We start from the raw sequence: 25,126 nt of genomic DNA, 5'->3' as shown, positions 1-25,126 counted from the left end.
CATGACGCCCTTGAACTCACCGCCGGAACCCGCACGGGAACGCAGTGAACGCTCATCCAGCCGCAGGCTGGTTGTGGTGGGGCTGATCGCGGCCGTTGTCGCGGGCGGCGGTCTGGGCACGGGTGGCTTCATGGCGGCGCGTGAAGGCGGCAGTGGCAGCCAGACACCCCCCGTTGCCGCCGAAGCGGGCGGCGGCGGCACCAGCGACGGCACGCACCTCATGCTGAACGCCCCGGTACAGAACCGGCCCGACATGATGGGCCAGATGCCCATGATCGCACCCGATCGCGCGGCAGAAATGCTGCGCCAGACATCCTATTCCATACAGCAGCAGGCCGAGATCATGGCTGCGCTGAAGCGCCGCGACATCATACTGGCCGACATGCCCATGTATGACATGACAGGCGGCAACGCGGTGGTGAACGTGCAGTCACTGGGACTGGTGCAGACAGTACACCTTGGCCCGCAGCCCAAAAGCGTCATCCTGCCCATCCGCGTGGCGGGCAATGTGTCCATTACCGCGGCAGGAGACCCGGGACCGGTCGGCATCCATGCGGGCGCGGTATTCGTGCCCGGCCCCACGGCGCTGCCCGTGCTGACGCGTGACACCGAAATCGTGATCGGGGTAGTCGTACAATGAAACCGCTCTATCCGGCGCTAATGGAGCGGCTGGTACCCCTCATCATGGTCATTTTCCTGGTGCTGGGCAGCTTTCAGGCGGCGATGGCGTTGCATCTTTCGCTCGCCAGCCTGCGGCATTTCATGGAATGGTGTGCCCCGGCCTATCCGGTCGTGGCAGCGGCCAGCGCCTTGCTGGCGCTGACCGGGCTGTGGTTCGAGAACCGGGCCGAAAAACTGGCCCGCAAGGGGATCCGACGCAGACGGGGATGGATAATGGACGTACTCGCCAGGCTGACCAATCGCAGCGCGCTGGAGGAAATGCTGGCGCGCGAACAGAAAGAAACCGTGATCGACGCGGAGGAACTGGCCGCAAGCCTGCGCGCCCGCGTGATCGGCCAGGATCAGGTGTGCGAGGACGTGGCGACCCAGTTGCGCCGCCGCCTGGCGCTGCAGGTCCGTGGCAAGCCGGTGGGTATCTTCCTGCTGGCAGGTCCCCCGGGCACGGGCAAGACCTATCTGTCCAAGCAGCTGGCGCGCCAGCTTGACCGTCCTCTGCTGAATTTCGACATGACGCAGATGAGTTCCCCCCATGCCGCGACCCAGTTGTTCGGCTCCCCCAAGGGGTATGTAGGGTCGGATACATACGGCAAGCTGACCGGCGGGCTGAAGGAAAAGCCTGACGCGGTGGTGCTGCTGGATGAAATTGAGAAAGCGCATCCCGACGTTTTCAAGAAATTCCTGACCGCGTGGAACGATGGCCATGTGACCGAAGCTTCCACCGGGCAGCAGATTTCCACCGTACGCTGCATTTTCATGCTGACGTCCAATATTGCCACCGAAGCCCTGACCGAAATTGCAGACCGGCTTGCGGATGAACCCGACAAGATGCGCGCCGAATCGGTTGAAGCCCTGCGTCAGGCCGGTTTTGCGCCGGAAGTGCTGAACCGTCTGGACCGCATTTTCATCTTCCGTCCTCTGGAAGGACTCGACATCGCGCGTGTCTCGGCGCTTGAGATCGAGGCCATGATCGACAGCTACGGCCTGAAGGTCGAAACCGGCGGCATCGACCCCGCCCTGCTGTTTGAAGTCATGCGCCGTCAGGACCGCATGGGTCCCGCCGCCAGCGCACGTGATCTGGCGCGGTCCATTGAGGACATGATCAGCGACTCGCTCATCACCGCCCGCCAGCAGGGGGCGAAACTGGTGCGCATCGTCTCCAGCGAAGATGGCGTCGTGGCTGAAATCGCGGATGCCAACCGCGATGCCCAGCGCGCGCCGATCAGTTCCTGACCCATGCGGATGGTATCACGTTTCCGGCCCCGGCGACCGGCCGTCGCGGCCTGTGGCATGGACTGCTGAATGTCTGCTTTTTCGCGCTTATGGCACCGGGCACCGATATGGCGGTTCTGCCTTTACATGATCGTGCCGTTCACGGTGCTGACACTGATCTTCCCGCCAGCCTACCTGACGCGCCTGCTTCCCCGGCTGGCGGCGCTGTCCTCCAGCATTCATAACCGGCTGGGCATGCATGATGCCCCGGCCAGGGGTGAAGGCAGCGGGGACGGCAATGGGGAGGACGGCGTCATCACCATGATGCCGATCACCGACCGGCTGACCAAGGCGATTCCGTTTGCAGGTCGCATCCTGCCATTGCCCGAGGGCACATGGCACCCGGTCATGAACATCATCAACGGCCCGCATGGGGAAGTGCTGGAAAATGTCCTGATCCGTGTGGAAGGTCATGTCGTCACCGGCATGATCGGGGCGGAAGGCAGCACCCAGCCCGTGCCGGAAACGGCCATTACGTCCATCGATTCCAGCTGCCATGACGACCGGAATTACATGTCGCGCGTCCTGACCGCACACCCGCCGTCAATGGAATGCTGGTTTACCACGGCGGTCTATCCTGCTTCGATCAACCGTACGGCCATCATCGCCAACCGGCTGAAGGAAGAAGGATTCATCCTGCCACCCGTACTGCTGAAAGCCGGGTGGAGCTACAGCACGCCTGCGGGTGACCACAACGTCAATGTCGAGACGGTGACCATCTTCCTCAATCCCGTGAACACCGACAGCACCAAGATGCTGCGCACACCTGATTACTGGGCCAAGGACACACTGGGCCAGCAGCCCGCCGCCAGCGATTTCGTCAAGCGGACGAATACATGGATGGCCGGCTGGGCACAGGTCCTGCATGACGGGTTCAACAGCGACATGCTGGCATCAAGCGATGAACAGCGCGCCCGTCTGGCGCACGATCCCGCAGCACCCCAGCCAGGACGGGGCAGCCCGCTGGACTAAGTTACAAGAAACAAAAGTTTTTGGATGCCGCAAAAAAACTCACCAAAAACTTTCTTTTTCAGGACAGGCTTCCGGAGCAGTTCTACCTGCATGAAGGGCGCAAAAACCTAGCCCTGCCGTAAGACGTCTGAAATTTCAATCAGGAAATCCAGCACCGTGCGGGTACGCAGCGGCAGGGTGCGCGGTCCCGTATGGACGGCATAGAAAGGCAGTTCCGGTATCGTCCATTCCGGCAGCAGGTGCTTCAGCCGCCCGGCCGCAATGTCTTCTTCCACCTGGAATGTCGGCAGCATGCCAATCCCCAGCCCCGCACGCACTGCCTGCAGCACGGCTTCGCTACTGTTGGCACGGAAGGGACCACTGGCCGCAACCGTGGTTTCAGCTTCCCCCTTGCGGGCAAACTGCCAGTCGTGGCGGGTGCCACCGTAGCTATAGGCAATGCAGGGATGATTGAGCAGGTCACGCGGATGTTCGGGCGTGCCACGACGGGCAAGGTAGTCAGTTGACGCCACCACGCAGCGATGGACCGAGCCAAGCCTGCGGGCAATCAGCGACCCTTCGGCAATGGAACCGATGCGAATGGCAAGGTCCAGGCCTTCTTCCACCAGATCACCGAATCCATCACGCATGACCAGTTCAACCGACAGGTCGGGATGTTCCTCCAGCAGGCTGCTCAGCCGACTGGTCAGGTACAGGCCGAACGCCGTGGTTACCCCCAGCCGCACCAGCCCCGAAACCGAAGCCCGCCTGCGGCCAAGCGCCGTTTCCGCCGTTTCCAGTATTTCCAGCACTTCATAGGCATGCGGCAGCAGGCTGCGCCCGTCTTCCGTCATCATCAGGCTGCGGGTGGTACGGGCGAACAGGGTCGCGCCATAATGGGCTTCAAGCAACGCAATATGACGGGAAATGGTGGGCTGGCTGGCCCCCGTTTCCCTTGATACCGCCGAGAATGAACCCGTGGCGGCCACACGGACGAAGCTATGCAAGGCAGAAAGCAGATCCATGAAGCCCAGCGTCCTCAGCTATGTTATTACATAGTCATAGCTTTAAACGGCATCTTATTTATGCACAACACAGAGAAAAGACACCACCGATATGTGTAAAATGCAACGGTAACACCGCAAACCTATGCTGAATATGCATATATGATCTGTTCATAAAAAAACGGCGGCCCGCATCATACGGACCGCCGTCTTGTCATTCCATCCCGGCCAAAGCCGGGACAGATCGTGTGATTACGCGGCCTTGGTCATGCCACGCAGCACGGTCTGGAGAATGCCGCCATTGCGGAAATACTCCACCTCATCCAGCGTATCGACACGGCACAGCAGGGGCACATCCTGCCTGGAGCCATCAGCGCGGGTGATGGTCATCGTCATCGTCATACGCGGCGTGATCTTGTCCAGACCACGGATTTCAAAGGTCTCGTCACCCTTCAGGCCCAGCGTCTTGCGCGTCGTGCCTTCCTCGAACAGCAGCGGCAGCACGCCCATGCCCACCAGGTTGGAACGGTGGATACGCTCGAAGCTTTCAGCAACGACCGCACGCACGCCCAGCAGCAGGGTACCCTTGGCCGCCCAGTCGCGCGAGGAGCCCATGCCATATTCCTTGCCGCCGATCACGACCAGAGGCACGCCCTCCTTCTTGTATTCCATCGCCACATCGTAGATGGAGCCTTCCTTGCCGTCCGGGAAGTGCCTGGACACGCCCCCTTCGGTGCCGGGCAGCATCTCGTTCTTGATGCGGATGTTGGCGAACGTGCCACGCACCATCACGCGGTCATTGCCACGACGCGAACCGTAGGAGTTGAAGTCCTTTTTCGCGACGCCATGCTCCTCAAGGTATTTGCCGGCCGGCGAGCTTTCCTTGATCGCGCCGGCAGGCGAGATGTGGTCGGTCGTGATATTGTCACCCAGCAGGGCCAGCAGACGCGCGCCGATGATGTCGCCACGCGGCTTGGGCTCGGGCGTGATGTCCTGGAAGTACGGCGGATCCTGCACGTAGGTGGAAGAGGCATCCCACTTGTACGTCTCGGAACCGGTGGCGACTTTCAGCGCCTGCCATTCCTTCGTGCCCTGACTGACGTGCTTGTAGCGGTTGATGAACTCCTCACGCGTAATCGCGGACCCCATCAGGGCGGCGATTTCGTGGTTGGTCGGCCAGATGTCCTTCAGGTACACCGGCTTGCCATCCTTGGAGGTGCCCAGCGGCGTGGTGGTGATGTCCTCACGCATGGTGCCCAGCAGGGAATACGCCACGACCAGCGGCGGGCTGGCGAGGTAGTTGGCGCGCACGTTCGGCGAAATGCGGCCTTCGAAGTTACGGTTGCCCGACAGCACGGACACCGCAACCAGCTTGTTGCCTTCGATCGCATCGACGATGTGATCTTCCAGCGGGCCGGAGTTACCGATACAGGTCGTGCAGCCATAGCCCACGGTGTTGAAGCCCATCGCGTCCAGTTCAGCCTGCAGGCCCGCGCGGTTGAGGTAGTCGGTGACAACCTGCGATCCCGGTGCGAGCGAGGTCTTGACCCACGGCTTGGGCTTCAGGCCCAGCGCACGTGCCTTTTTCGCCACCAGACCTGCCGCGATCAGCACGGCGGGGTTGGAGGTATTGGTGCACGAGGTGATGGCCGCGATCACCACGTCGCCGTGGCCGATCTCGTAATTGGTGCCGGCCACCTTGGCCTTCTTGTTCTTGTCGGCTTCGGGCACGCCCAGGCTGCCGGTCAGTTCTTTCTCGAACGCCTTGTCCGCACCCTTCAGCACCACGCGGTCCTGCGGGCGCTTGGGGCCGGCGATGGACGGCACGATGGTCTCAAGGTTGAGTTCCAGCGTATCGGTGAACACGGGGTGCGCCGATTCGGCATGACGGAACATGCCCTGTGCCTTCAGGTATTCCGCCGTCAGCTTGATGCGGTGTTCTTCACGGCCGGTCTGGCGCAGGTAATCCAGCGTCAGGTCGTCAACAGGGAAGAAGCCACAGGTCGCGCCATATTCCGGTGCCATATTGGCAATGGTCGCACGGTCGGCAACCGGCAGGTGGTCAAGGGCGGGACCAAAGAATTCGACAAACTTGCCGACAACGCCCTTCTTGCGCAGCATCTGGGTGACTGTCAGCACCAGGTCAGTGGCGGTGGCACCCTCGGGCAGCTTCCCGACCAGCTTGAAGCCGATCACGTCGGGGATGAGCATGGCGATCGGCTGGCCCAGCATCGCGGCTTCCGCCTCGATCCCGCCAACGCCCCAGCCCAGCACGCCCATGCCGTTGACCATGGTGGTGTGACTGTCGGTACCGAACAGGGTATCGGGATAGGCATAGTCCTTGCCATCCACATTCGCCGTCCACACCGCCTGCGCGATGTATTCCAGGTTCACCTGGTGGCAGATCCCGGTGCCCGGCGGCACGACGGAGAAGTTCTCAAACGCTTCCTGACCCCAGCGCAGGAAGGCATAGCGTTCGCCATTGCGCTCGAACTCGATGGTCACGTTGTCCTGCAGCGCTTCGGGCGAGCCCGCCACGTCCACCATGACCGAGTGATCGATCACCAGGTTGACGGGAACCAGCGGGTTCACCTTCTGCGGGTCGCCCTTCAGCTTCAGGATACCATCGCGCATCGCGGCCAGATCGACCACGGCGGGAACGCCGGTGAAATCCTGCATCAGGATACGCGCGGGCTTGAAGGGAACTTCCTTCGTGCTGCGCCCTTCCTTCAGCCATTCCGCAATGGCCCTGGCATCCTCAACCGAATAGGAATGCCCGTCCTCGAACCGCAGCACGTTTTCCAGCAGCACTTTCAGGCTGACCGGCAGGCGGCTGACGGAGCCGATTGTCTTTTCAGCTTCCGGGATTGAGAAATAATGATAGGTCTTGCCGTCCACATTCAGTGTGCGGCCCGTTTTCATTGAGTCGTGCCCAACCGTCTTCATTGGCTTTGTTTCCTCCGAGGCATCAGCAACGGATCGTCCCGTATGACCGTTTTCCCGCGCCCCATTTCCATGGGGCGCGATTTGCGGCCTTGTCGGGGACAACCTGCTTGATCTCCCAACGGGGGTAGAACATACCCGGACGCGGTTGCGACACAAGCTGGACCCGGTAACAAGAAAGCGGGAGCGGGCGTTTTTTTTCACCCGCCCGCCCCATCACCCACCGATCGGAGGATTTCCGTCATTCCTGCCTTTACTCCCCCCGGCCGCCCCCTGCTGGAAGTGGAAAATATATCGGTTTTCCGCGGTGAACGGCTGGTTCTGGACCGTGTCGGCTTTACGCTGGATGCGGGCGATGCCCTGCTCCTGACCGGGCCGAACGGTGCTGGCAAGTCCACTTTACTGCGCGTGCTTGCGGGTTTGCGCAAACCGGAAGGCGGCCATGTTCTGTGGTCCGGGGTCGATGCGCTGGCCGATCGCAGCCAGCATGCCGGACGGGTGGCCTATCTGGGCCATCAGGATGCGCTGAAGCTGGGACTGACACTGCGTGAAAACCTGACGCTGGCGGCGCGCGCCAGTGGCGGGAATCCTGATTTGTGTATGAAATCGCTTAATATTTCCGGGCTGGCCGACCTGCCCGCGCGTATGCTGTCAGCGGGGCAGAAACGGCGTGCGGCGCTGGCGCGTGTCCTGCTGGCGCAGGCCCCGCTATGGCTGCTGGATGAACCCAGCCTGGGACTGGACATCAACACGATGGGCCTGCTGGGCACGCTGTTTGCGGCCCACCGGCAGGCTGGCGGAATTGTGATTGCAACCACCCATGTTCCCCTGCCCCTTCCCAATGCCCGCACGCTGGCGCTGCCGGGCCTGAACGAATCCGACATCCCGCAACCGATGGAGGATTTCCCCGAGGACGACCTGCTGTGAAATTCCAGATTCCCTCCCTCATCATGGCCATTCTGGAGCGTGATCTGCGGCTTGCCCTGCGCCATGGGGCGGATACGCTGGGCGCCGTGCTGTTCTTCATCCTTGCGGGCGCGCTGTTTCCGCTGGCCCTTGGCCCCTCGCCCGAACTGCTGCGGCGTATGGCGCCAGGCATTGTCTGGGTGTGTGCGCTTCTCGCTGCCCTCCTGCCGCTGGACCGTCTATTCGGTGCGGAGCTGGAGGACGGATCACTGGACCAGCTCCTGATGACCGGACTGCCCGCCTCCCTTATCGCGCTGGCAAAAATGATGGCCCACTGGCTGACGACCGGCCTGCCGCTGCTACTGGCTGCGGGGCCGCTGGCCATCATGCTGGGCATGCCCACGGGCAGCATGGTCGTGCTGCTGACCGGGCTGTTCCTTGGCACGCTGATCCTGTCACTGATCGGGGGTATGGCGGCGTCGGTGGTGCTGGGCGCGCGACGGGGCGGCGTGCTACTGCCGCTGCTGGTGCTGCCACTGACCACGCCCGCGCTGATTTTTGGCGCGGCAGCGCTGGATGCGGCCCAGACCGGCCTGTCATGGGGACCGGACCTTGAACTGCTGGGCGCCTTTCTGGCCGCGGCGATTCCCCTGTGCCCGCTGGCAGCGGGAGCCGGACTGCGGGCCGCTGTAGAATAAAAGGGAATTTTTTTGGTGAAGCTGTTTTCAGAAAGGCAGCGCCCGAAAACTTTTATTCTTATTTATCAATCTTTCGGACCCGGCAGCCTATCTGGTTGCAACGGGTGCCGAGGGAGCGCCAACGTCAAACGGTAGCGTCCCCTGCACCGGGTCGCCCGTCCGTGCCCGCATGCGCCAGTGCAGGACATAGTGACCCGGTGTCAGCGTCACGCTGGTGGCAATGGACTGCTGTTCATCATCAATAGGGGATGCAGGCAGCAGTTGCGGCACCCCACTGGGACCAAGCAGCAGCAGGCGGGCACGGAATGGGTCGATCACAGTGTCGAACGACAGCTTTACGGCTACGTTGCCCACAGCAACATGCTGTCCCGGCATGGGTTCCGAATGTACCAGCACCGGGGCGGCGCAGGCCTGCGCCATAACCATGCCGGACAGGACGGCTGACAGGCCAGTCATGCGCAGCATTGAAAAAAAGGACACGGGAACGACACCTCCGGCATGGTTGAACCTTGCGTGTGTATTCCCCCGATATGCGAAGGGCGGCAAGACCTTCGTCCCGCCGCCCTGCATTTTGGCTGACCCCACAGGGCCATGGCGTATCAGATATAATGTTCCTGAATCGGCTTCAGGCCATTGAACCCGGTCGAACAGTAGGTCGAGACATACGCCCCCGTGGACAGCAGTTCGATCCGGTCCCCCGACGCCAGCCCCAGCGGCAGGGCGTAGGGGGTCTTTTCATACATGATGTCCGCGCCATCGCAGGTCGGACCCGCAATGGCGACGGGGCCGGTGGCCGTTCCGTCATGCGGGGTACGGATACCGTAGCGGATGGCTTCGCCTTCGGTCTCCGCCAGGCCACCGAAGCGCCCGATGTCCAGATAGACCCAGCGCACGCCATCATCGATGCCACGGCGGCTGACCAGTACCACTTCGGACGACACCACGCCCGCGTCACCAACAATGAAACGACCCGGCTCGACAATCATTTCCGGCAGGTCATTGCCGAAATGTTCGGTCATGGCGTGGCTGATCGCCAGCGCGAAGCTGTCGATTCCCGGCACGTCGTCACGGTACCGGATGGGGAACCCGCCACCCAGATTGACCATGCGCAGGTCAAGCCCGGCCGCTTTCAGGTCGGTAAACAGCATGCCCACGCGCGCGATGGCGGCTTCATACGCGCCGGTCGCCGTCTGCTGGCTGCCCACATGGAAGGACAGTCCATACGGGTCCAGCCCCAGGTCACGGGCACGCAGCATGAGGGCACGCGCATTGTCCAGCGTCGTGCCGAACTTGCGCGACAGCGGCCAGTCGGCGCCTTCGTTTTCCACGATAAGGCGGCAGTAGACGCGCGAACCCGGCGCATGGCGGCCCAGCTTTTCCAGTTCTTCCGCGCAGTCGAAGGCAAACATGTCCACACCCGCGGCAAAGGCGCGGGCGATGTTGGACGCCTTCTTGACGGTGTTGCCAAAGGAGACATCAGCCGGACGCGCACCCGCATCGAGGCACATGGAGATTTCTTCCCACGACGCGGCGTCGAACGCCGAACCCAGACCCACCAGGCGGGTCAGGATTTCACGGGCGGGATTGGCCTTGACGGCATAATAGATCCGGGCCAGCGGCAGCGCATCGCGCAGCGCGCGATAGCGTTCTTCCACCCGGTCAACGTCAACGACAAGGCAAGGCGTAGCAGGCGACTGCTCAGCCAGATAACGAGCGATTTTGGGAGTCATCGCACCCAAATCCCTTCTGTACTGCCGTCCGGATGGATACAATTCTGGGATTGCACAAACGGACAGATGTTGCGAAACGGTCTAACGGACCAGCGACCAATTAAGGACCCCCACCCTGTGGCGGCCCGATTGCCAGAACGCTTGACGTCGTTGCGTAACCTCAGAGGGCCAGTGGCACGTGCGTTGTTGCGTAAGCAGCGCATATGAGGACAATACGCCCGTGACGCAATAGAAAAATCATCCCTTCCGACAGTTTTTCATCTAAGGTCACCTGATCGTGGCGCAATATACACATGGTCGGCATTGCCCCGGCCCGTCCACGTGACAGCAGACAGGACACGAAGTTCCCCTTGATTGGTACCTCATCCACTGAAATCGATATGACGGATATCCCGCCACCAGCATCCCACCTGCCGCAGTTTTCCATGCAGCAGGTCAAGAAGGTGGCACAACAGGTCGCCCGCAACATCGTATCCGACCAGATCACGCTGGCTGCGGCGGGATGTGCATTCTATGCCACCCTGTCCCTGTTCCCCGCCATGAGTACGCTCATCTCCCTCTACGGGCTGCTGTTCGATCCCCAGACAGTGGAACCGCAGCTGGTGGTGCTGCGCAACCTGCTGCCGCCTTCCGCCTATGACATGATCGGGGACCGTATCCACCTGCTGGTGGCCGAATCGCATTCGTCGCTTACGTTAAACCTGATCATATCGACCACCATCGCCACATGGTCGGCGTCCGCTGCCACGCGTTCGCTTATCATGGCGATGAACGTTGCCTACAATACACCGGAAACACGCAGTTTCGTGCGCTTCCAGGCCATGGGCATGGGACTTACGTTCTGTTCGATCTGCGGGGGAATCCTTACGCTTGCGCTGATGGTGGGGCTGCCGTTCCTGCTTGATTACCTGCCGCAGCGACTGGCGCTTGCCCCGCCGCCCGGTTCGGTCGAACTGCTGGTGCGCATGGGGGGACCGCTGCTGATGCTGCTGTTCGTGCTGTCGCTGTGTTCGCTGCTGTACCGCTTTGGTCCCAACCGGCCCCATACATACTGGCGCTGCATCCTGCCCGGATCGGTGGGGGCGACACTGCTCTGGCTGCTCTCATCGGCGGGATTTTCGTATTATGTCAGCCATATCGCGGGCTACAGCGCCACGTACGGGCCGCTGGGCGCGTTCATCGCCATCATGATGTGGTTCTATGTATCGGCCTATGTCGTGCTGCTGGGGGCCGAACTGAACGCCGGGCTTGAAATCGAGATGAAACTGCGCTGCGCACCTGAAAAGACCATGGAAGGCTGGACCAAGCACCAGAGCCTGTAAGCCGGACAGGTCAGCGCGGCGCGCTTGCGACTTCTTCCTCATCATCCGGCATGGGACGCAGATCGACCTGCGTCATACCCATGCCCAGCATGCCAAGCTGGCGCGCGGCTTCAAGCGACAGGTCAATGATACGGGCACCATGATAGGGACCCCGGTCATTCACCCTGACCACGACCGAACGCCCCGTCCGGCGCGAATGCACCAGAACCCGGGTGCCAAACGGCAGTTGCCGGTGGGCGGCCGTCAGCGCGCCGGGATCAAACATTTCACCCGATGCGGTGGCATGACCCAGCTGCCTGCCGGAGCCGTACCAGCTGGCCAGCCCATGCTGGCGCCAGTGCGTGGGAACCTGCGCCATGACAGGCAGCCGCCGCGCGGCACCACGACCACCATGCCGCCCCACGGGCGCACCGTGCCGCACCGCAGCACACGCCACCTGCATGCCACCGGATGCCGCCAGCATGAGACACGCCACAATCATCGGCAACGTAAACCGTGCCCCATCGTGACCTGTGCCCATGCCACCACGTGGGTGATCGGGATCTCCTGTCATGACCCCACCATATCATGTGATGCGCCGATATCATATCAATAGCGTCATGATACACTGCGCCCGTCATGGACCGCGCCGAACGGCGTTTGCACGACATGCGTGACATGATCGGGCTTGGAACCGGGCGGCGGGCGTGCTAGGCGCGTGCATCATGGAGCGCCCTCTCATTGCCGTGCTGAACGGCCCCAACCTGAACATGCTCGGGCTAAGGCAGCCCGAGGTCTATGGTCACGCCACGCTTGATGACGTGGAACAGGTCTGTGTCCAGGCCGCCGAACGCCTGGATGTGGCCATCGACTTCCGCCAGACAAATGGGGAGGGGGAACTTGTTTCATGGATACAGGAATGCCGGGGCCGCGCACGCGGCATCATCATCAACCCGGCGGCCTATTCCCACACCTCGGTCGCAATCCTTGACGCGCTTCTTGCCGTTGATCTGCCTGTGATCGAGGTACACATTTCCAACATTCACCGCCGTGAAGCCTTCCGTCATCACTCCTACGTCTCCCGTGCCGCCATTGGCGTCATATGCGGGTTGGGCGTACGGGGGTATGCCCTTGCGCTTCAGGCCATGACAGACATGATTCTGGACGAGGACGATCAATGAGCCGACTGCTCGTGGATGCGGATGCCATTCGGGCATTGGCTGAAATTCTGACCGATACCGGCCTGACCGAAATCGAGATCGCGGAAAAGGACAACCGCATCCGTGTTGTCCGCGCGGCGGCGCCGGTCGCCCATGCCGTGCCGGCCCCGGCACCCGTGGCAGCACCCATTCCCGTAACGCCGGTGGCCCCTGCCGCCCCCGTGACCACCGACCCGTCCAAGCACCCCGGTGCCGTGACCAGCCCGATGGTGGGTGTCGCCTATCTGGCGCCCGACCCGTCTTCTCCGCCGTTCGTGACCGAAGGCCAGCAGGTCAGCGCGGGCCAGACACTGCTGCTGATCGAGGCAATGAAGACCTTCAACCAGATCAAGGCCCCGCGCGCGGGTACCGTAAGCAGGATTCTGGTGCAGTCGGGCGACCCGGTCGAATTTGGCGAAGCGTTGGTCATCATAGAGTAATGTTTTCCAAGATCCTCATTGCCAATCGTGGCGAGATCGCCCTGCGCATCCTGCGGGCCTGTCGCGAACTGGGTATCCGGACCGTCGCCGTGCATTCCACGGCCGACACCGATGCCATGTATGTCCGCCTGGCGGATGAAGCCGTGTGCATCGGACCGCCAGCCAGCCGCGACTCGTATCTGAATGTCGCGGCCATCCTGTCGGCCGCCACCATTACCGGGGCGGACGCCATCCACCCCGGTTACGGCTTCCTGTCGGAAAACGCTGATTTCGCGGAAACGGTGGAAGCCCACGGCATCACCTTCATCGGGCCGACGGCGGAACATATCCGCATGATGGGTGACAAGATCACTGCCAAGACCACCATGATGGCGCTGGGCGTGCCACTGGTCCCCGGATCAGATGGTGCGCTGGAAAACCTTGAGCAGGCGCGCGAAGTGGCGGCAAGGGTCGGTTATCCCGTGCTGATCAAGGCTGCCGCTGGTGGCGGCGGGCGTGGCATGAAGGTCGCCCCCACAGAAGCCGACCTTGAGGAAGCCTGGAGCGTCGCCCGCACCGAAGCCCGTGCCGCCTTTGGCAATGACGAGGTGTATCTGGAAAAATACCTCGACAAGCCGCGCCATATCGAACTGCAGATCATGGCCGACACGCATGGCAACGTGGTGCATTACGGCGAACGTGACTGCTCGCTGCAGCGCCGTCACCAGAAGCTGCTGGAAGAGGCGGGGTCACCCGCACTTACGGCAAAGCAGCGTGATGAAATCGGTGCGATTGCCACATCCGCGCTGACGAAACTGGGCTACCGCAATGCCGGCACGCTGGAATTCCTGTACCAGGACGGACAGTTCTGCTTCATCGAGATGAACACCCGCCTGCAGGTGGAACATCCGGTGACGGAAATGGTGTGCGACGTGGATCTGGTGCGTGAGCAGATCCGCATCGCGGCGGGAGAGCCGATCGGCTACAGCCAGTCGGACATCAAATTCTCCGGCCATGCGATCGAATGCCGCATTAATGCGGAAGATCCCCAGACCTTCATGCCTACGCCGGGCACGATCACCGTCTATCACCCCCCGGGTGGCCTGGGCGTGCGAATCGATAGCGCGCTTTATGCGGGCTATCGCGTACCGCCCTATTACGACAGCATGATCGCCAAGCTGATCGTACGTGCGCCAACGCGGCTTGAAGCCATCGAGCGCATGCGCCGCGCGCTGGATGAATTCGTGATCGAAGGGGTCAAGACGGTCATCCCGCTGCACCGCAAGATTCTGGAAGATCCCCAGTTCCGCAAGGGTGACTATACCATTCACTGGCTGGAAAACTTTGTAGCCCGCCAGCAGGAAAAGAACTGACCGGGTACACCCCGAAAGCCGTGGCATATTCCACGAAAAAAGGGCGGCACCATTATGGTGTCGCCCTTTTTTTAACATTCTGCAAAATATCAAAGACGTTTCTGGTGAAGTCTTTTCAAAAAGCTTCAGGGAGCGCCGTCTGTTTGAAAAAAAGCGGCATCCAGAAACTTTTATTTTTCATGCCTTTGCCCGGATGACTGGCGCACAATCTGGCACGACAGGCCAGCGGCGCAGAATGATGCATCGGGCAGACCCGCGCAGGTTCAGGCCATGACCGGATCAAGATAGGGGCTGGAAGCGTCAAAGAACTTCTGGTTGTGATCCAGTTCATAGGAAATCACGTACAGGCAGGTCAACGCACTGTCGATTTCCAGCCGCACACCCAGATTATCCGCCTGTCCCGCTATCTGCTGCAGATGGGCGATGGCGAATTTGGCGGATCGTGCCGTACGGCCGTAATGCCCCCCGTACCGTCCGCTGAACTGCGCCATGCGCCCCATCATGTCGCCCACAACGCGCTGGGCTTCGGGCGGCAGCATGTGGCGTTCCAGAATCGCACGCAGGCGGATGACGTTCAGCCCGATCGTCATGGCGGACAGGATACCCTGCAGGTACGCATCGATAATCGTATCCGGCGTATTTTCGGCATTGGTCAGCAGGCGCACAAAGCGGTCCACGTTGTGTTCGACCACATACAGGGTGGTCGGCAGGTTGCGCGCGCGCGCGACATAACGCAGCCCACGCAGGATGCCGGTACGCATCTGCCAGCGCATGTCGTTCGTATCAAACGGCAGGACCAGCCTGAACGACCACATGGCGTACCACAGCCCCAGCACCAGCGGCATGGCGGTATTGAAGAACGCGACTTCATCCAGTCGCGACTGGTTGCCCGGTCCCAGCAGGATGGGCAGGAACAGGTTGTACGAAACCGCCCCCAGCACCAGTGCGGGATAGGCAAAGGCCAGTCCCCCCGCCAGCATGGGCAGGAACAGACACACGGCCATGATTTCATACGTGGTGGGTTCAGCCAGACGCCACAGCACCAGCACCCCCGCCACGACCGAGGCGATGATCGCGCCACCAAGGAAGGCCCGTGTGGCCAGTGCCGGTTTTTCCAGCGTGGAGAACAGGCTGCACACGATGGACACGAACATCATGAACGTCAGTCCCGCCGACCATGACGTGGTGATCCAGATCAGGCCGGAACCGAAAATGGTGACCGACGCCCGCAGGCTGTTGGTAAAGGCCTGCTGCCAGTCACGGAAGGTCTTGAGCCGGTAATGGAAATGGTCATGCAGCAGGGGATTACGGCTGGCGTCAAACTGGATCAGCGCCTGTTCCAGTTCATCAAGGATTTCCCCCAATGCGTAGTTGAGCATGCGCTGCTGCGACAGCATCCGCACCAGTTGCGGGTCCACGGGGGCGCTGCCGGGACTGCCCATTTCCTCATCAAGGGAATCGGCCACACTCTGCCGACACGATGCCTGCAACGCTGCCAGACGGGCAAGGACGGGATGGATGTCATCACTGGATTCAAGCTGTGACGCCATGTCCTTGAGGAAGGCCTCCACCTCGCTTGATGTCGCGGTGAAAGCGGCATCAGGCCGCCCGCATGGCCCCTGCATCAGTGCGGCAAGATCCAGCCCGCGCGACAGCAGCATGGCCACCCGCGCCAGCGCGGCACGCGCGTGATCGCCCTCATGCCCACGATGGGATCCCATCTCCACTTCCGCGAATTCGATCTGGTCGCTCAGGGTCGTAATATTGGAAAAGACGCCACGCGCCTTTTTAAGAACCTGCGTATCCCCCGACAGCAGGGAAGCAAGGGTCTGGGCCGCCCCGTTGATCGCGGTCAGGAAATTGGCGGCCAGACGGTCCTGCGCACGTTCCTCCAGCTTGAACTGAAACAGGGAGGAGATGGTGCTTTCCAGCACGATGCCCAGCACGATATAGGTCGCGCGCGCCATGGCCGTCATGAAAATATGTTCGGGATCGGCAATCCCGTCGAGCGAAATGATGGCATAGGTAAAGCCACTCGCCCGCATGCCGTGGATACGGTAATTGGTCATGGTCGCCGGACCGGGCAGCAATGTCCCGATAAAGCAGAACGTGCCGATCCCGATCGCCAGCATGAGGATGAACATGAGCGGCGCCTGTGGAAACGCCGCCACCAGCAGCACGGCACAGATCGTGCCAACCACCATGCCAAACAGATGCCATCGCGCCTTGGCGACACTCTTGCCACGCGTGCCCTGCGCCACCATCCATACCGTCAGCGCCGCCCATTGCGGGCTGCCCAGTTCCCACCACAGGGCAATGCCCAGCGCGATGAGGGAGGTAATGGTGGTCCGCAGCGCGTACCCGAAGGTAAAGATGCCAGGGGCATAAAGCCAGCGCAGGTGATCCTGCCGCACGGCCATGCCCGGCGGCCACAGTCGCCTGAAAAAATCACGGACCTGATTGCTGAAACGGATCAGGGAAAGCTCAAGACCTTTCATCCCGGCGTCAAGCCCCCCTGTTCAGATACAATCCGTCTACACTGTACATCATCATACCGGCCACACGCACAGGCCGACAGCCCGATGACTGCATGCGAGACAGTGCCTGCCGCATACCGCGCGCCCGGCGTTGCCGGTTATTCGTCGTAGGAGACGAGGGTCTTGACCGGCACATCCAGCCGGCCGCGTCCGCCAAGACCCGTCAGTTCGATCATGGTGGCGGCCCCCACCACATCGGCGCCCACCTTGCGCAGCAGGGAAACGGACGCCACCAGCGTGCCCCCCGTGGCCAGCAGGTCATCCATCACGACCACGCGCTGTCCCGGCTGGATCGCATCCGCCTGGATATGCAGCGAATCGGACCCGTATTCCAGGTCATAGCTGTGGGACACGGTCTTGCCCGGCAGCTTGCCCGGCTTGCGCAGCATGACCAGCCCGCAGCCAAGACGGCTGGCCAGCGGGGCCGCCGTCAGGAACCCGCGCGATTCGATGGCCGCCAGCATGTCCGGCGCCCACGGCGCCACAGCCGCCGCCAGACGTCCCATGGCGATCTGCCACGCATCTGCGTTCCGCATCAGGGTCGAGATATCGTAGAACAGGATACCGGGCTTGGGAAAATCCGGGATGTGGCGGATGTATTGTTTCAGGTCGATCTTGGCGGTCGTCATGATCGGTGTGCAGTCCCCGTTGCGTGGTCATACAGATCCGGGACATGCCTGCCCCGTTCACGAAAGTGTCGCCCCTGCGGACGGCCCCCCGCTGTAGCCGCCACACGGCGGGGCGACAACCCCAACCGGGTCCCGGACACATGCTTTGGCGCGCACTGACGGGCGGATGTGGCGGGGGAAGACTTTATTCCTTCCCTACCTCCGTGCTGACGGGCGCACGTGCGGGCCGCAGCAGCACCATGACCAGCATGATCGCAGCCCCCATCAGCATGACACCCGCCATGGGAATGGGGGAATTGGTCGGCAGCATGCCCACGAATGCACCCGCCACGGCACCCAGCACGTATTGCAGCGTGCCCACGAATGCCGATGCACTGCCCGCGAAACGCGGATGGTCGGCCAGCGCGCCCACCGTGGCGTTGGGGCCGATGATGCCCGTGGTGCCCAGTGACACCATCATGGTCAGGATCAGGCACCCCATCATCCACGCTGGCGCATGACCGCCATGCTGCATGGCGAAGGCAATGATGGTGGCCATGGTGGTCATGGCGATGGTTCCCATCACCGCGACCATGACCGCGACCCCGAGGATACGGGCCGCGTCAATCCGCCCCACCAGCATGCCATTCAGCTGCGACGCCCCGATCATGCACACTGCAAACACACCGAACAGCATGCCGAAATGCGCCGCCGACAGCCCGAACAGGCCACGGAACACCGACGGGGCGGCAGACAGATAGGTAAACGACATGAAGCACGAAAAACCGGCGATCATGGCATGGGTGATGAACCCGCGGTCACGCGCCAGCATCATGTAGCGGCTGAACAGGGTGACGGGCGAAAACTCGCTGCGGTTCTGGGGTTTCAGCGTTTCCGGAAGGACGCGCCAGATCAGCAGGATACAGATCAGGCCGTACACCGCCGACGCCCAGAAAATCGACCGCCATGACGCAATCGACAGTACCATGCCCCCCAGCGTGGGCGCCAGGATGGGCACGACCCCCATTACCAGCACCAGCCGCGACATAAGGCGGGCGGATTCATTGCCATGCGACATGTCACGCACGCATGCGCTGGGGATGATCAGGCTGGCCGATGCCCCAAGCGATGCGACCAGGCGGAAGAACGAGAACGTGGGAATATCCCGCGCCATCGCGCACCCGACCGATGCCAGCGTATAGACCAGAGTGCCAACCAGCATGGGCCTGCGCCGCCCGAAACGGTCCGACAACGGCCCCATGGTGATCTGCCCGATCGCCAGTCCCACGAACCATATGGCCAGCGTCATCTGCGCCGACCCCGCGCGTCCGTGCAGCGTCGTTTCCAGCTCGGGAAAAGCCGGGAGATAGATGTCGGTGGAAACCGGGCCGACCGCGGTCAGGAACCCGAGCAGGATCGCAATCCACCCCATGGGGCGGGCAGTCGTTTCCGGCACGGGCTTTTCCGCTGAATGGCCCGCCGTTGCGGATGAGCCCATGAGGCACTCCATATTGAAAGATTGTGGGACTAGTAGACCAGCCGGGTCCACTTTTTCACCATCTAATTACGCCATACTGCAATTCGCTATCGCGATACCCGTGCCATGTCGGGACGGCCCATGCGCACACGTTGCATAAGCCATAATCCCACCAGCGCGGACAGGGCGAACAGCATGACCGCCACCCCGATGCGCCATGCTCCCCCCAGCCGGATACCAGATCCCACCAGCACGAACACGATGGTCTGTGGCAGGCTGCCCAGTACCGTGGCCAGCATGAACGGCACGACCCGCACCCCCAGCATGCCCGCCGCAAGGTTGAGAAGGAGTGCCGACCCCACCGGCATGAGCCGCAGCGTCAGGACGGATGCAAACGGTTCATGCCGCACGAAACCATCCAGCCGCGCCATGGTTGCCGCAAGCCGCGCGGGCATGGGCGGCCGTCCCGTCCACCGTCCCCAGCCATAGCCACACAGGCAGCCCGTCAGGGTCGCAATCGTGGCAAGGACGCATCCCACCCCGATTCCATAGGCGGCGCCGGCGGCAAAACACACAGCCTGCCGTGGCAGGCCAGATGCACAGAACGCACTGGCGGTCAGAATGAATATCGCTACTCCTTTCCCGCCCACATGCACGACGGGGGCCGCCGTCAGCATCTCCCGCATTCCCGGCAGACGGCCCATGGCCACGGCCAGCCCGACAAAGACCCCCAGCAGCATGATGGGCCGGACCAGCACGCGCAACGTGGCCCGGGCGGGCGGTGCAGGCCGTGCGGCGTGCGGTAATGTCATGCGTGCGTCCCGTTTTCCGACAGCGATTTGCTTCTTCGCGCCTAGCATCGCCTTGCGGCGGACTGCAAGGGCGGTCTAAATCCGGTTATGTCCGCATATCCTTCCTCCGGCTCCCTGATGGGCCGTACGCCCCCGTCCGCGCAGGAGCTGCGCAACCGGCAGCGTATCTCCACGTGGCTGTTTGCAATCTGCTTCATGCTTGTCGGCATGATTGCACTTGGCGGTTATACCCGCCTGACCGGATCGGGCCTGTCCATCATGGACTGGCGGCCCATTACGGGCATGATCCCACCACTGAGCCACGCGGAATGGGAACGGCAGTTCGCGCTGTACAAGACCATTCCGCAGTACAAGATCCTGCACGACGGATTCGGGCTTGCGGGCTTCCAGCAGATATTCTGGGCGGAATGGACGCACCGCTTCTGGGGGCGGCTCATGGGGCTGGTGCTGCTGATACCACTGGTCTGGTTTTCCATCACCGGCGCGCTGAGCCGGGGCCTGGCGCTACGGCTGGTGCTGTTTTTCGTGCTGGGCGGGCTGCAGGGCGCGATCGGCTGGTTCATGGTGGCGTCGGGCTTCAACCCCGACAGCACGGCGGTCGCCCCCGTGCGGCTGGTGCTGCACCTGTGCTGCGCCTTCGCGCTGTACATCGCCATCCTGTGGACGGCGCTTTCCGTACGCACGCCACGCCCGGCCTTCATCCCCGCAACCCCTGAGATCGTACGCATCCACCGCCTGGTCTGGACCATCTGCCTTCTGGTGGGCATCACTGTCATCGCGGGAGGCTTTACCGCGGGCACGCATGCGGGATTTGCCTACAACACCTTCCCGCTCATGGATGGTCACCTGATCCCGTCGGGCTACGGACGGCTGCACCCGTTCTGGCTGAACTGGTTCCAGAACATTCCCGCTGTCCAGTTCGACCACCGCCTGCTGGCCACCACGACGGCGCTGCTCATTGGCATCACCATCGTGCTGGGGCTGCGCACGCCGCAACTGGGCAGGGAAGTCCACGGCGCGCTGGCGGTGCTGGGCTGGCTGGTGCTGTTACAGTACGCGCTGGGCGTGACCACGCTGCTGCTGGTGGTGCCGGTATGGGCGGGAACGATCCACCAGACCTGTGCGGCCATCGTGCTGACAGCAGCCATCATCACCCTGCATCGCCTGCGCGGGGTGGGCCGCCCCTAACCCTGATACGCGGACAGATGGCGGCATGCACGGTATGCCGCCATCACATCGGTCATGGCGTTACAATGTAGGCTGCCCCCTGCAGCCGCACATGGGTATAGCGTGCGCGAATAATGCGCCACAGGTTGGAAAACTCCCACACCTCTTCCTGTGTATCAAAGCGTGAATTGCTTACGAACGCCGCGATGTCATGGTGATCCACGGCCCGCGTCAGCGCCTGTGCATCATGCGTGACCGCGACATGCTGGGAATAGTTGAAGAAATCCATCACTACCGGCTTGTGCGCCCAGTAACACAGGGCCAGCGTTTCACACGCCACATCGCCATCAATCGCACGCACGGCGGCAATCGTTTCGTTTGATGCACCCTGATGCTCCACGATGGCGGTCACATTGCTACGGTAAAGGTAGGGCAGGTAGACCGGCAGGCTGACCACCACCGGCAGCAGGTTCAGCCCCACCATGCCCACAAGCATTGTGCGTGCAGGCGTACGGCCAGCCGTCCCCCCGGCCGTCGCCAGGTACGACATCGCAAGCCCCGCGCACATGGCGGCTGCGATCAGTGCCTCGAAACAGGCATTATGCGACACTCCCGCCCCTGTGCGCTGCACGATGGCCGATGCAATCGCCAGCAGCAGATACAGCCCCAGCAACAGGCCGGACCGATGGCGCAGACGCAGCCATGGCACGAACGCGCATGACACCATCATACCACCCAGCCCCACCACGTTACCCAGCCCCTTGAGCATGCCGTGCACATAGAAAATGCGTTTGTGGGCAAAGACCCCCTGAATGAACTCCGGACCGAAACAGCTGTAATACAGCCCCCCCAGCAGGCACAGGGACACAAGGCATCCCGCCATCCATGAAACGGCATGGCGCCAGTCGGTCAGCAGCAGCCACACAAGGACCGCCGCTGGCAGGGCAAGGATATTATGCTTGAAGGTCAGGCCGGCCACCATAACGAAGCCGGCGCAGAAAGGCCGCCATGCGCCGGTCCATCCCGATTGGCGGCCATTGCCCAGCAACAGCATGAACCCAACCATGATGACAGCCTGCCCCAGCCATTGCGGGTCATCCATGGCGACATAATCGCTATAGAAAACAGTGGAATAGAGCATGACCAGCAGGCCCGCGAGCCATGCCCCGCCCTGTGTTCCCCCACAGGAGAGGACAACACGCCCCGTAGCCCAGGCACAGAAAAGCAGCGCCAGGAGCGAAATGACGCGCCCCGCCACGATCATGTCCCCCAGCAACCAGCCAAACAGACCGACAACATAGAACGAACTGGGGGGGTAATTATTGAACACCATCTGTTCCGATGGCGGGTATAGCGGCGCATGATCCAGCCCTATGGCGCGCCGTGCCAGATAGGCATTCCACCCTTCGTTACTGGATAGCGAGATATGGGCAGTAATAAACGCCACATGTGGGGCGAGAAGGGCGAATACGAAAAATATTCCGATATAAATCCATGTTGATTTTTTATTTTCTAAATTTTTTATATCAAAATTCATATTTCCCATATGGATTTTATTTTTCATGGCAATGTTAGTATATTTTCATATGAAAAAATGAAGGGAATATGGCGCATCTGGATATTTCCATACGCCTGCGATGACAATAACCTGATCCCGATGCCCTGATTAACCCGCACGTACACGTTTCCCCATCCTGACCCGAACCGGCCCGGGTGGATACTGTTAGAATGCGCAGTCATAATTTTATATATCCCGCCCGCTATTTTTTTATGGCGTCATGCCCCGTCCCGATGCACAGGTGCAAAGCGGACGGAAGATGACCATATGGGGCATACGCTATCCGGGACCATGTAGGGACAATCCGGCCACATGGCATGCCATGTCTTTTCCGGACGGATGATTTTCTGCGATACATCGCACTCAGATATGCAGGAATGGAACATGCTCAAGCTGAAACATGTCGTAACGGGTGCGCTGCTGACACTGATCGCATGCGGACCATCCGCCCATGCCGAACCACATGGCGGTGGGGGCGGTTTCCATGGCGGCGGCCGTGACGGCGGTGGTGGCTGGCGCGGTGGTGGCGGTCGTCGTGGCGATGGTGGCTGGCATGGTGGTGGCTGGGGCCGTGGCGGCGGATGGCGTGGCGGTGGTTGGGGATGGGGCGGCTGGAGCGGTGGCTACTATCCCTATTATCCCGTCTATGGTGGCTGGGGTTATCCGTGGGGCGGATGGGGCTGGGGTGGCGGCTGGGGATGGGGTTGGGGCGGTTACGCCATGGGCCCTGCCATGGGAGCGGCCGCAGCCAGCGCCAGCTACCGGGCGGCACCCGAAATCTATAACGGTACGGGCAATAATGCGCCGGAAGACGATTCCGTCTATGACAGGGACCTGTCCACGCTCCTGACCGACCAGACCGCCCCGCCACAGCAGGGACAACCGGCCACGGGCCAGTCCGCGCCGCCCCCCGCCAGACCCGTTACCTGCCCGCGTGGTCAGGTCTATAACACCCTGACCGAAAGCTGCGACCGGCCATAAGGTCCGGCATGACGCGGCCTGCAGCCTGAAAAAAGTGTTCGAAACGTCAGTTCGTGACAGCGCCATAAAATTAAAAGAAGTTTTTAGTAAAGCTTTTTTCAACAAACTTTTAGGGAACGCCGCCTTAACAATAAGGCGGCGTCCAAAAAATTTTATTTTTTTATCAACAGGTTATTTTCAAGCAGTCTTTAACCTGCCGTAACAGCTACGGTATCCGTGCCCGCGTGCGGCAGCCAGCCACCCAGTTCCTGCCGCACAAGGGTTTCCAGCAGGTCAATCGCGTCGGGAGAATCGTTCAGGCAGGGAATCAACGCCAGTTCCTTACCGCCAGCCCTGACGAAAGCATCGCCCGCTTCATTCCCGATTTCATCCAGCGTTTCGATACAGTCGGAAATAAAGCCCGGCGTAATGACGGCAATACGTTCGATCCCGCGCGCGGGCAGCGATTCGATAAACGGCGCGGTGTAGGGTTCCAGCCATTTTGCCGGGCCAAAACGTGACTGGAAGGTCAGCGGCATCATCTGTTCATCGTAACCCATGGCGTGCCGCAGCGCCACGATGGTACGCTGGCAGTCGGCGGCATAGGTATCGCCCTTTTCCACATAGATCTTTGGCAATCCATGGAAGGACGCCACAATCATCTGTGGCCTGAAATCCAGCGTGGCGAGACGTGCCGAGATGGACCGCGCAAGGGCCGCGATATAGGCGGGATGATCCGGGAACGGCGGCAGCGTGCGGATGGCAGGCTGGTTGCGCATACGCATGAGCGCGCGGAACGTCTGGTCATTGGCGGTCGCGGTCGTCGTGGCGCTGTATTGTGGATAAAGCGGCGCCAGCAGAATCCTGTCGCACCCCTGCCCCACCAGGTCATGCAGCGCCTGTTTTATGGACGGCTGACCATACCGCATGCCCCATGCCACCGGCACATCATCTGCCGCCAGCCGCGCGCCCAGCTGCTCCGCCTGCGCACGGGTATAGGTCCGTAGCGGGCTTTCATCACGGTCGTGATGCCATATCCGGTGATAGGCCTCCCCTGACTTGCGGGGGCGGAAGGTCAGTACCGGCCCGTACAGGATGGGTTTCCAGATCAGGGGACTGGCTTCGATAATGCGCCGGTCTGACAGGAATTCGGCCAGATACCGACGCACCGCGCCATAGCCGGTACCATCGGGGGTGCCAAGATTGCTCAGCAGAACCCCGATGCGCGACGGGGCATTTTCATGCCGCGCCGCACGATTTACGGTAATGAATGTCATGGAACGGCTGCTACATGAAGCCGTGCGGGGATGCAAAGAAACGGGCGGACATCAACCCATTGACCTGCGACGCATCAGCTATCAGCGACGGACCCGCACACGGACCGGCTGCAGCGCGCGTGCCGGTGCACGCAGGCAATACGCCACGCCAGCAAGCCCCAGCAGGGCGACAACAGGGGAAAGCATCTGGACAAAAGTGAACATCACGGTCCCTTTCCTGATCGGACAGTTACCAGTCAACCGCGCGTTTCATACC

At 61.7% G+C, this 25,126-nt stretch carries 23 protein-coding genes; 11 read left to right on the top strand and 12 right to left on the bottom strand.

Translation table 11 applies throughout. The features are described 5' to 3' along the window. Positions 1 to 10 precede the first annotated feature (10 nt). From ACE2AA_RS12230 to ACE2AA_RS12220, 3 genes are all read left to right on the top strand, one after another. Positions 11 to 640 carry a hypothetical protein gene (locus ACE2AA_RS12230; protein WP_141261687.1) on the top strand — a complete coding sequence of 210 codons (630 nt, stop codon included), beginning with the start codon at positions 11 to 13 and terminating at the stop codon, positions 638 to 640. Further along, the gene (locus tag ACE2AA_RS12225; protein WP_141261686.1) at positions 637 to 1,911 is read left to right on the top strand and encodes an AAA family ATPase; all 1,275 of its coding nucleotides are present in this window, start codon (positions 637 to 639) and stop codon (positions 1,909 to 1,911) included. The genes ACE2AA_RS12230 and ACE2AA_RS12225 overlap by 4 nt, the downstream gene beginning before the upstream one ends. A 69-nt stretch (positions 1,912 to 1,980) precedes the next feature. Next, positions 1,981 to 2,922: a hypothetical protein gene (locus ACE2AA_RS12220; protein ID WP_227002489.1), complete on the top strand. Its 942-nt coding sequence runs from the start codon at positions 1,981 to 1,983 to the stop codon at positions 2,920 to 2,922. A 107-nt stretch (positions 2,923 to 3,029) separates the two neighbouring features. Here the strand turns inward: ACE2AA_RS12220 and ACE2AA_RS12215 are convergent, their stop codons facing one another. Together ACE2AA_RS12215 and acnA are read right to left on the bottom strand one after the other, a co-directional pair. Continuing rightward, positions 3,030 to 3,926 (bottom strand): LysR family transcriptional regulator, encoded by an 897-nt coding sequence (locus tag ACE2AA_RS12215; RefSeq protein WP_141261685.1) that lies wholly within the window; start codon positions 3,924 to 3,926, stop codon positions 3,030 to 3,032. 231 nt (positions 3,927 to 4,157) lie between these two features. Then, positions 4,158 to 6,851 (bottom strand): aconitate hydratase AcnA, encoded by a 2,694-nt coding sequence (gene acnA, locus ACE2AA_RS12210; protein ID WP_141301763.1) that lies wholly within the window; start codon positions 6,849 to 6,851, stop codon positions 4,158 to 4,160. Between the two features lie 279 nt (positions 6,852 to 7,130). Between acnA and ccmA the strand changes: the two genes are divergently transcribed. Together ccmA and ccmB are read left to right on the top strand one after the other, a co-directional pair. Beyond that, positions 7,131 to 7,775 (top strand): heme ABC exporter ATP-binding protein CcmA, encoded by a 645-nt coding sequence (gene ccmA, locus ACE2AA_RS12205; RefSeq protein WP_193557700.1) that lies wholly within the window; start codon positions 7,131 to 7,133, stop codon positions 7,773 to 7,775. 23 nt (positions 7,776 to 7,798) lie between these two features. Beyond that, positions 7,799 to 8,452, top strand: a complete 654-nt coding sequence (gene ccmB / locus ACE2AA_RS12200; protein WP_193557701.1) for a heme exporter protein CcmB — start codon at positions 7,799 to 7,801, stop codon at positions 8,450 to 8,452. Between the two features lie 87 nt (positions 8,453 to 8,539). Here the strand turns inward: ccmB and ACE2AA_RS12195 are convergent, their stop codons facing one another. Beyond that, the gene (locus ACE2AA_RS12195; RefSeq protein ID WP_227001063.1) at positions 8,540 to 8,932 is read right to left on the bottom strand and encodes a copper resistance protein CopC; all 393 of its coding nucleotides are present in this window, start codon (positions 8,930 to 8,932) and stop codon (positions 8,540 to 8,542) included. Between the two features lie 119 nt (positions 8,933 to 9,051). Then, a complete protein-coding gene (locus ACE2AA_RS12190) occupies positions 9,052 to 10,182 on the bottom strand; it encodes a type III PLP-dependent enzyme (RefSeq protein ID WP_395369955.1) in 1,131 nt (376 codons plus the stop codon). A gap of 293 nt (positions 10,183 to 10,475) precedes the next feature. Between ACE2AA_RS12190 and ACE2AA_RS12185 the strand changes: the two genes are divergently transcribed. Next, the gene (locus tag ACE2AA_RS12185) at positions 10,476 to 11,504 is read left to right on the top strand and encodes a YihY/virulence factor BrkB family protein (RefSeq protein ID WP_193557699.1); all 1,029 of its coding nucleotides are present in this window, start codon (positions 10,476 to 10,478) and stop codon (positions 11,502 to 11,504) included. 10 nt (positions 11,505 to 11,514) lie between these two features. Here the strand turns inward: ACE2AA_RS12185 and ACE2AA_RS12180 are convergent, their stop codons facing one another. Further along, positions 11,515 to 12,057, bottom strand: coding sequence for a septal ring lytic transglycosylase RlpA family protein (locus ACE2AA_RS12180; RefSeq protein WP_141261680.1), 543 nt, complete (start codon positions 12,055 to 12,057; stop codon positions 11,515 to 11,517). A 151-nt stretch (positions 12,058 to 12,208) separates the two neighbouring features. On the opposite strand from ACE2AA_RS12180, the gene aroQ reads away from it, so the two are divergent. Genes aroQ through accC form a run of 3 tightly spaced genes read left to right on the top strand, consistent with a single transcriptional unit; the run spans position 12,209 to position 14,474 of the window. Then, on the top strand, positions 12,209 to 12,664 hold the full coding sequence (gene aroQ, locus ACE2AA_RS12175) for a type II 3-dehydroquinate dehydratase (protein WP_010514708.1): 456 nt from the start codon (positions 12,209 to 12,211) through the stop codon (positions 12,662 to 12,664). Further along, positions 12,661 to 13,122 carry an acetyl-CoA carboxylase biotin carboxyl carrier protein gene (gene accB, locus ACE2AA_RS12170; RefSeq protein WP_141261679.1) on the top strand — a complete coding sequence of 154 codons (462 nt, stop codon included), beginning with the start codon at positions 12,661 to 12,663 and terminating at the stop codon, positions 13,120 to 13,122. The genes aroQ and accB overlap by 4 nt, the downstream gene beginning before the upstream one ends. Beyond that, positions 13,122 to 14,474 carry an acetyl-CoA carboxylase biotin carboxylase subunit gene (accC, locus tag ACE2AA_RS12165; RefSeq protein WP_141301761.1) on the top strand — a complete coding sequence of 451 codons (1,353 nt, stop codon included), beginning with the start codon at positions 13,122 to 13,124 and terminating at the stop codon, positions 14,472 to 14,474. Before accB ends, accC begins: the two co-directional genes overlap by 1 nt. Before the next feature lie 263 nt (positions 14,475 to 14,737). Here the strand turns inward: accC and ACE2AA_RS12160 are convergent, their stop codons facing one another. From ACE2AA_RS12160 to ACE2AA_RS12145, 4 genes are all read right to left on the bottom strand, one after another. Further along, on the bottom strand, positions 14,738 to 16,972 hold the full coding sequence (locus ACE2AA_RS12160; RefSeq protein WP_141301759.1) for an FUSC family protein: 2,235 nt from the start codon (positions 16,970 to 16,972) through the stop codon (positions 14,738 to 14,740). A 137-nt stretch (positions 16,973 to 17,109) separates the two neighbouring features. Then, positions 17,110 to 17,640 (bottom strand): adenine phosphoribosyltransferase, encoded by a 531-nt coding sequence (locus ACE2AA_RS12155; RefSeq protein WP_141261676.1) that lies wholly within the window; start codon positions 17,638 to 17,640, stop codon positions 17,110 to 17,112. 184 nt (positions 17,641 to 17,824) lie between these two features. Beyond that, positions 17,825 to 19,117, bottom strand: a complete 1,293-nt coding sequence (locus ACE2AA_RS12150; RefSeq protein ID WP_141261675.1) for a multidrug effflux MFS transporter — start codon at positions 19,115 to 19,117, stop codon at positions 17,825 to 17,827. A gap of 86 nt (positions 19,118 to 19,203) precedes the next feature. Then, a complete protein-coding gene (locus tag ACE2AA_RS12145) occupies positions 19,204 to 19,908 on the bottom strand; it encodes a TVP38/TMEM64 family protein (RefSeq protein WP_395369951.1) in 705 nt (234 codons plus the stop codon). 117 nt (positions 19,909 to 20,025) lie between these two features. Between ACE2AA_RS12145 and ACE2AA_RS12140 the strand changes: the two genes are divergently transcribed. Continuing rightward, a complete protein-coding gene (locus ACE2AA_RS12140; RefSeq protein WP_162851948.1) occupies positions 20,026 to 21,096 on the top strand; it encodes a COX15/CtaA family protein in 1,071 nt (356 codons plus the stop codon). Between the two features lie 52 nt (positions 21,097 to 21,148). On the opposite strand, the gene ACE2AA_RS12135 is transcribed toward ACE2AA_RS12140, so the two are convergent. After that, positions 21,149 to 22,621, bottom strand: coding sequence for a hypothetical protein (locus tag ACE2AA_RS12135; RefSeq protein WP_395369949.1), 1,473 nt, complete (start codon positions 22,619 to 22,621; stop codon positions 21,149 to 21,151). A gap of 396 nt (positions 22,622 to 23,017) precedes the next feature. Between ACE2AA_RS12135 and ACE2AA_RS12130 the strand changes: the two genes are divergently transcribed. Beyond that, entirely contained in the window at positions 23,018 to 23,614 is a 597-nt protein-coding gene (locus tag ACE2AA_RS12130) for a hypothetical protein (RefSeq protein WP_395369948.1), read from the top strand. Between the two features lie 188 nt (positions 23,615 to 23,802). On the opposite strand, the gene hemH is transcribed toward ACE2AA_RS12130, so the two are convergent. Then, a complete protein-coding gene (hemH, locus tag ACE2AA_RS12125) occupies positions 23,803 to 24,870 on the bottom strand; it encodes a ferrochelatase (RefSeq protein ID WP_141261671.1) in 1,068 nt (355 codons plus the stop codon). 81 nt (positions 24,871 to 24,951) lie between these two features. After that, entirely contained in the window at positions 24,952 to 25,077 is a 126-nt protein-coding gene (locus ACE2AA_RS12120) for a hypothetical protein (RefSeq protein ID WP_264371852.1), read from the bottom strand. Positions 25,078 to 25,126 lie beyond the last annotated feature (49 nt).

Origin of the sequence: Komagataeibacter diospyri (genome assembly GCF_043995075.1) — a bacterium.
In the GTDB taxonomy this organism is placed as follows: Bacteria; Pseudomonadota; Alphaproteobacteria; order Acetobacterales; family Acetobacteraceae; genus Komagataeibacter; species Komagataeibacter diospyri.
Note: the sequence above shows the minus strand (reverse complement) of the source record. Positions and strands in the feature narration are given on the sequence as shown.

Bases quoted from the DNA above. Each gene is read 5' to 3' on its own strand.
- ACE2AA_RS12225 (WP_141261686.1), top strand. From the start codon at position 637: ATGAAACCGCTCTATCCGGCGCTAATGGAGCGGCTGGTACCCCTCATC.
- ACE2AA_RS12220 (WP_227002489.1), top strand. From the start codon at position 1,981: ATGTCTGCTTTTTCGCGCTTATGGCACCGGGCACCGATATGGCGGTTC.
- ACE2AA_RS12215 (WP_141261685.1), bottom strand. From the start codon at position 3,926: ATGGATCTGCTTTCTGCCTTGCATAGCTTCGTCCGTGTGGCCGCCACG.
- acnA (WP_141301763.1), bottom strand. From the start codon at position 6,851: ATGAAGACGGTTGGGCACGACTCAATGAAAACGGGCCGCACACTGAAT.
- ccmB (WP_193557701.1), top strand. From the start codon at position 7,799: ATGGCCATTCTGGAGCGTGATCTGCGGCTTGCCCTGCGCCATGGGGCG.
- ACE2AA_RS12190 (WP_395369955.1), bottom strand. From the start codon at position 10,182: ATGACTCCCAAAATCGCTCGTTATCTGGCTGAGCAGTCGCCTGCTACG.
- ACE2AA_RS12185 (WP_193557699.1), top strand. From the start codon at position 10,476: ATGGTCGGCATTGCCCCGGCCCGTCCACGTGACAGCAGACAGGACACG.
- ACE2AA_RS12180 (WP_141261680.1), bottom strand. From the start codon at position 12,057: ATGACAGGAGATCCCGATCACCCACGTGGTGGCATGGGCACAGGTCAC.
- aroQ (WP_010514708.1), top strand. From the start codon at position 12,209: ATGGAGCGCCCTCTCATTGCCGTGCTGAACGGCCCCAACCTGAACATG.
- accB (WP_141261679.1), top strand. From the start codon at position 12,661: ATGAGCCGACTGCTCGTGGATGCGGATGCCATTCGGGCATTGGCTGAA.
- accC (WP_141301761.1), top strand. From the start codon at position 13,122: ATGTTTTCCAAGATCCTCATTGCCAATCGTGGCGAGATCGCCCTGCGC.
- ACE2AA_RS12160 (WP_141301759.1), bottom strand. From the start codon at position 16,972: ATGAAAGGTCTTGAGCTTTCCCTGATCCGTTTCAGCAATCAGGTCCGT.
- ACE2AA_RS12155 (WP_141261676.1), bottom strand. From the start codon at position 17,640: ATGACGACCGCCAAGATCGACCTGAAACAATACATCCGCCACATCCCG.
- ACE2AA_RS12150 (WP_141261675.1), bottom strand. From the start codon at position 19,117: ATGGGCTCATCCGCAACGGCGGGCCATTCAGCGGAAAAGCCCGTGCCG.
- ACE2AA_RS12145 (WP_395369951.1), bottom strand. From the start codon at position 19,908: ATGACATTACCGCACGCCGCACGGCCTGCACCGCCCGCCCGGGCCACG.
- ACE2AA_RS12140 (WP_162851948.1), top strand. From the start codon at position 20,026: ATGGGCCGTACGCCCCCGTCCGCGCAGGAGCTGCGCAACCGGCAGCGT.
- ACE2AA_RS12135 (WP_395369949.1), bottom strand. From the start codon at position 22,621: ATGGGAAATATGAATTTTGATATAAAAAATTTAGAAAATAAAAAATCA.
- ACE2AA_RS12130 (WP_395369948.1), top strand. From the start codon at position 23,018: ATGCTCAAGCTGAAACATGTCGTAACGGGTGCGCTGCTGACACTGATC.
- hemH (WP_141261671.1), bottom strand. From the start codon at position 24,870: ATGACATTCATTACCGTAAATCGTGCGGCGCGGCATGAAAATGCCCCG.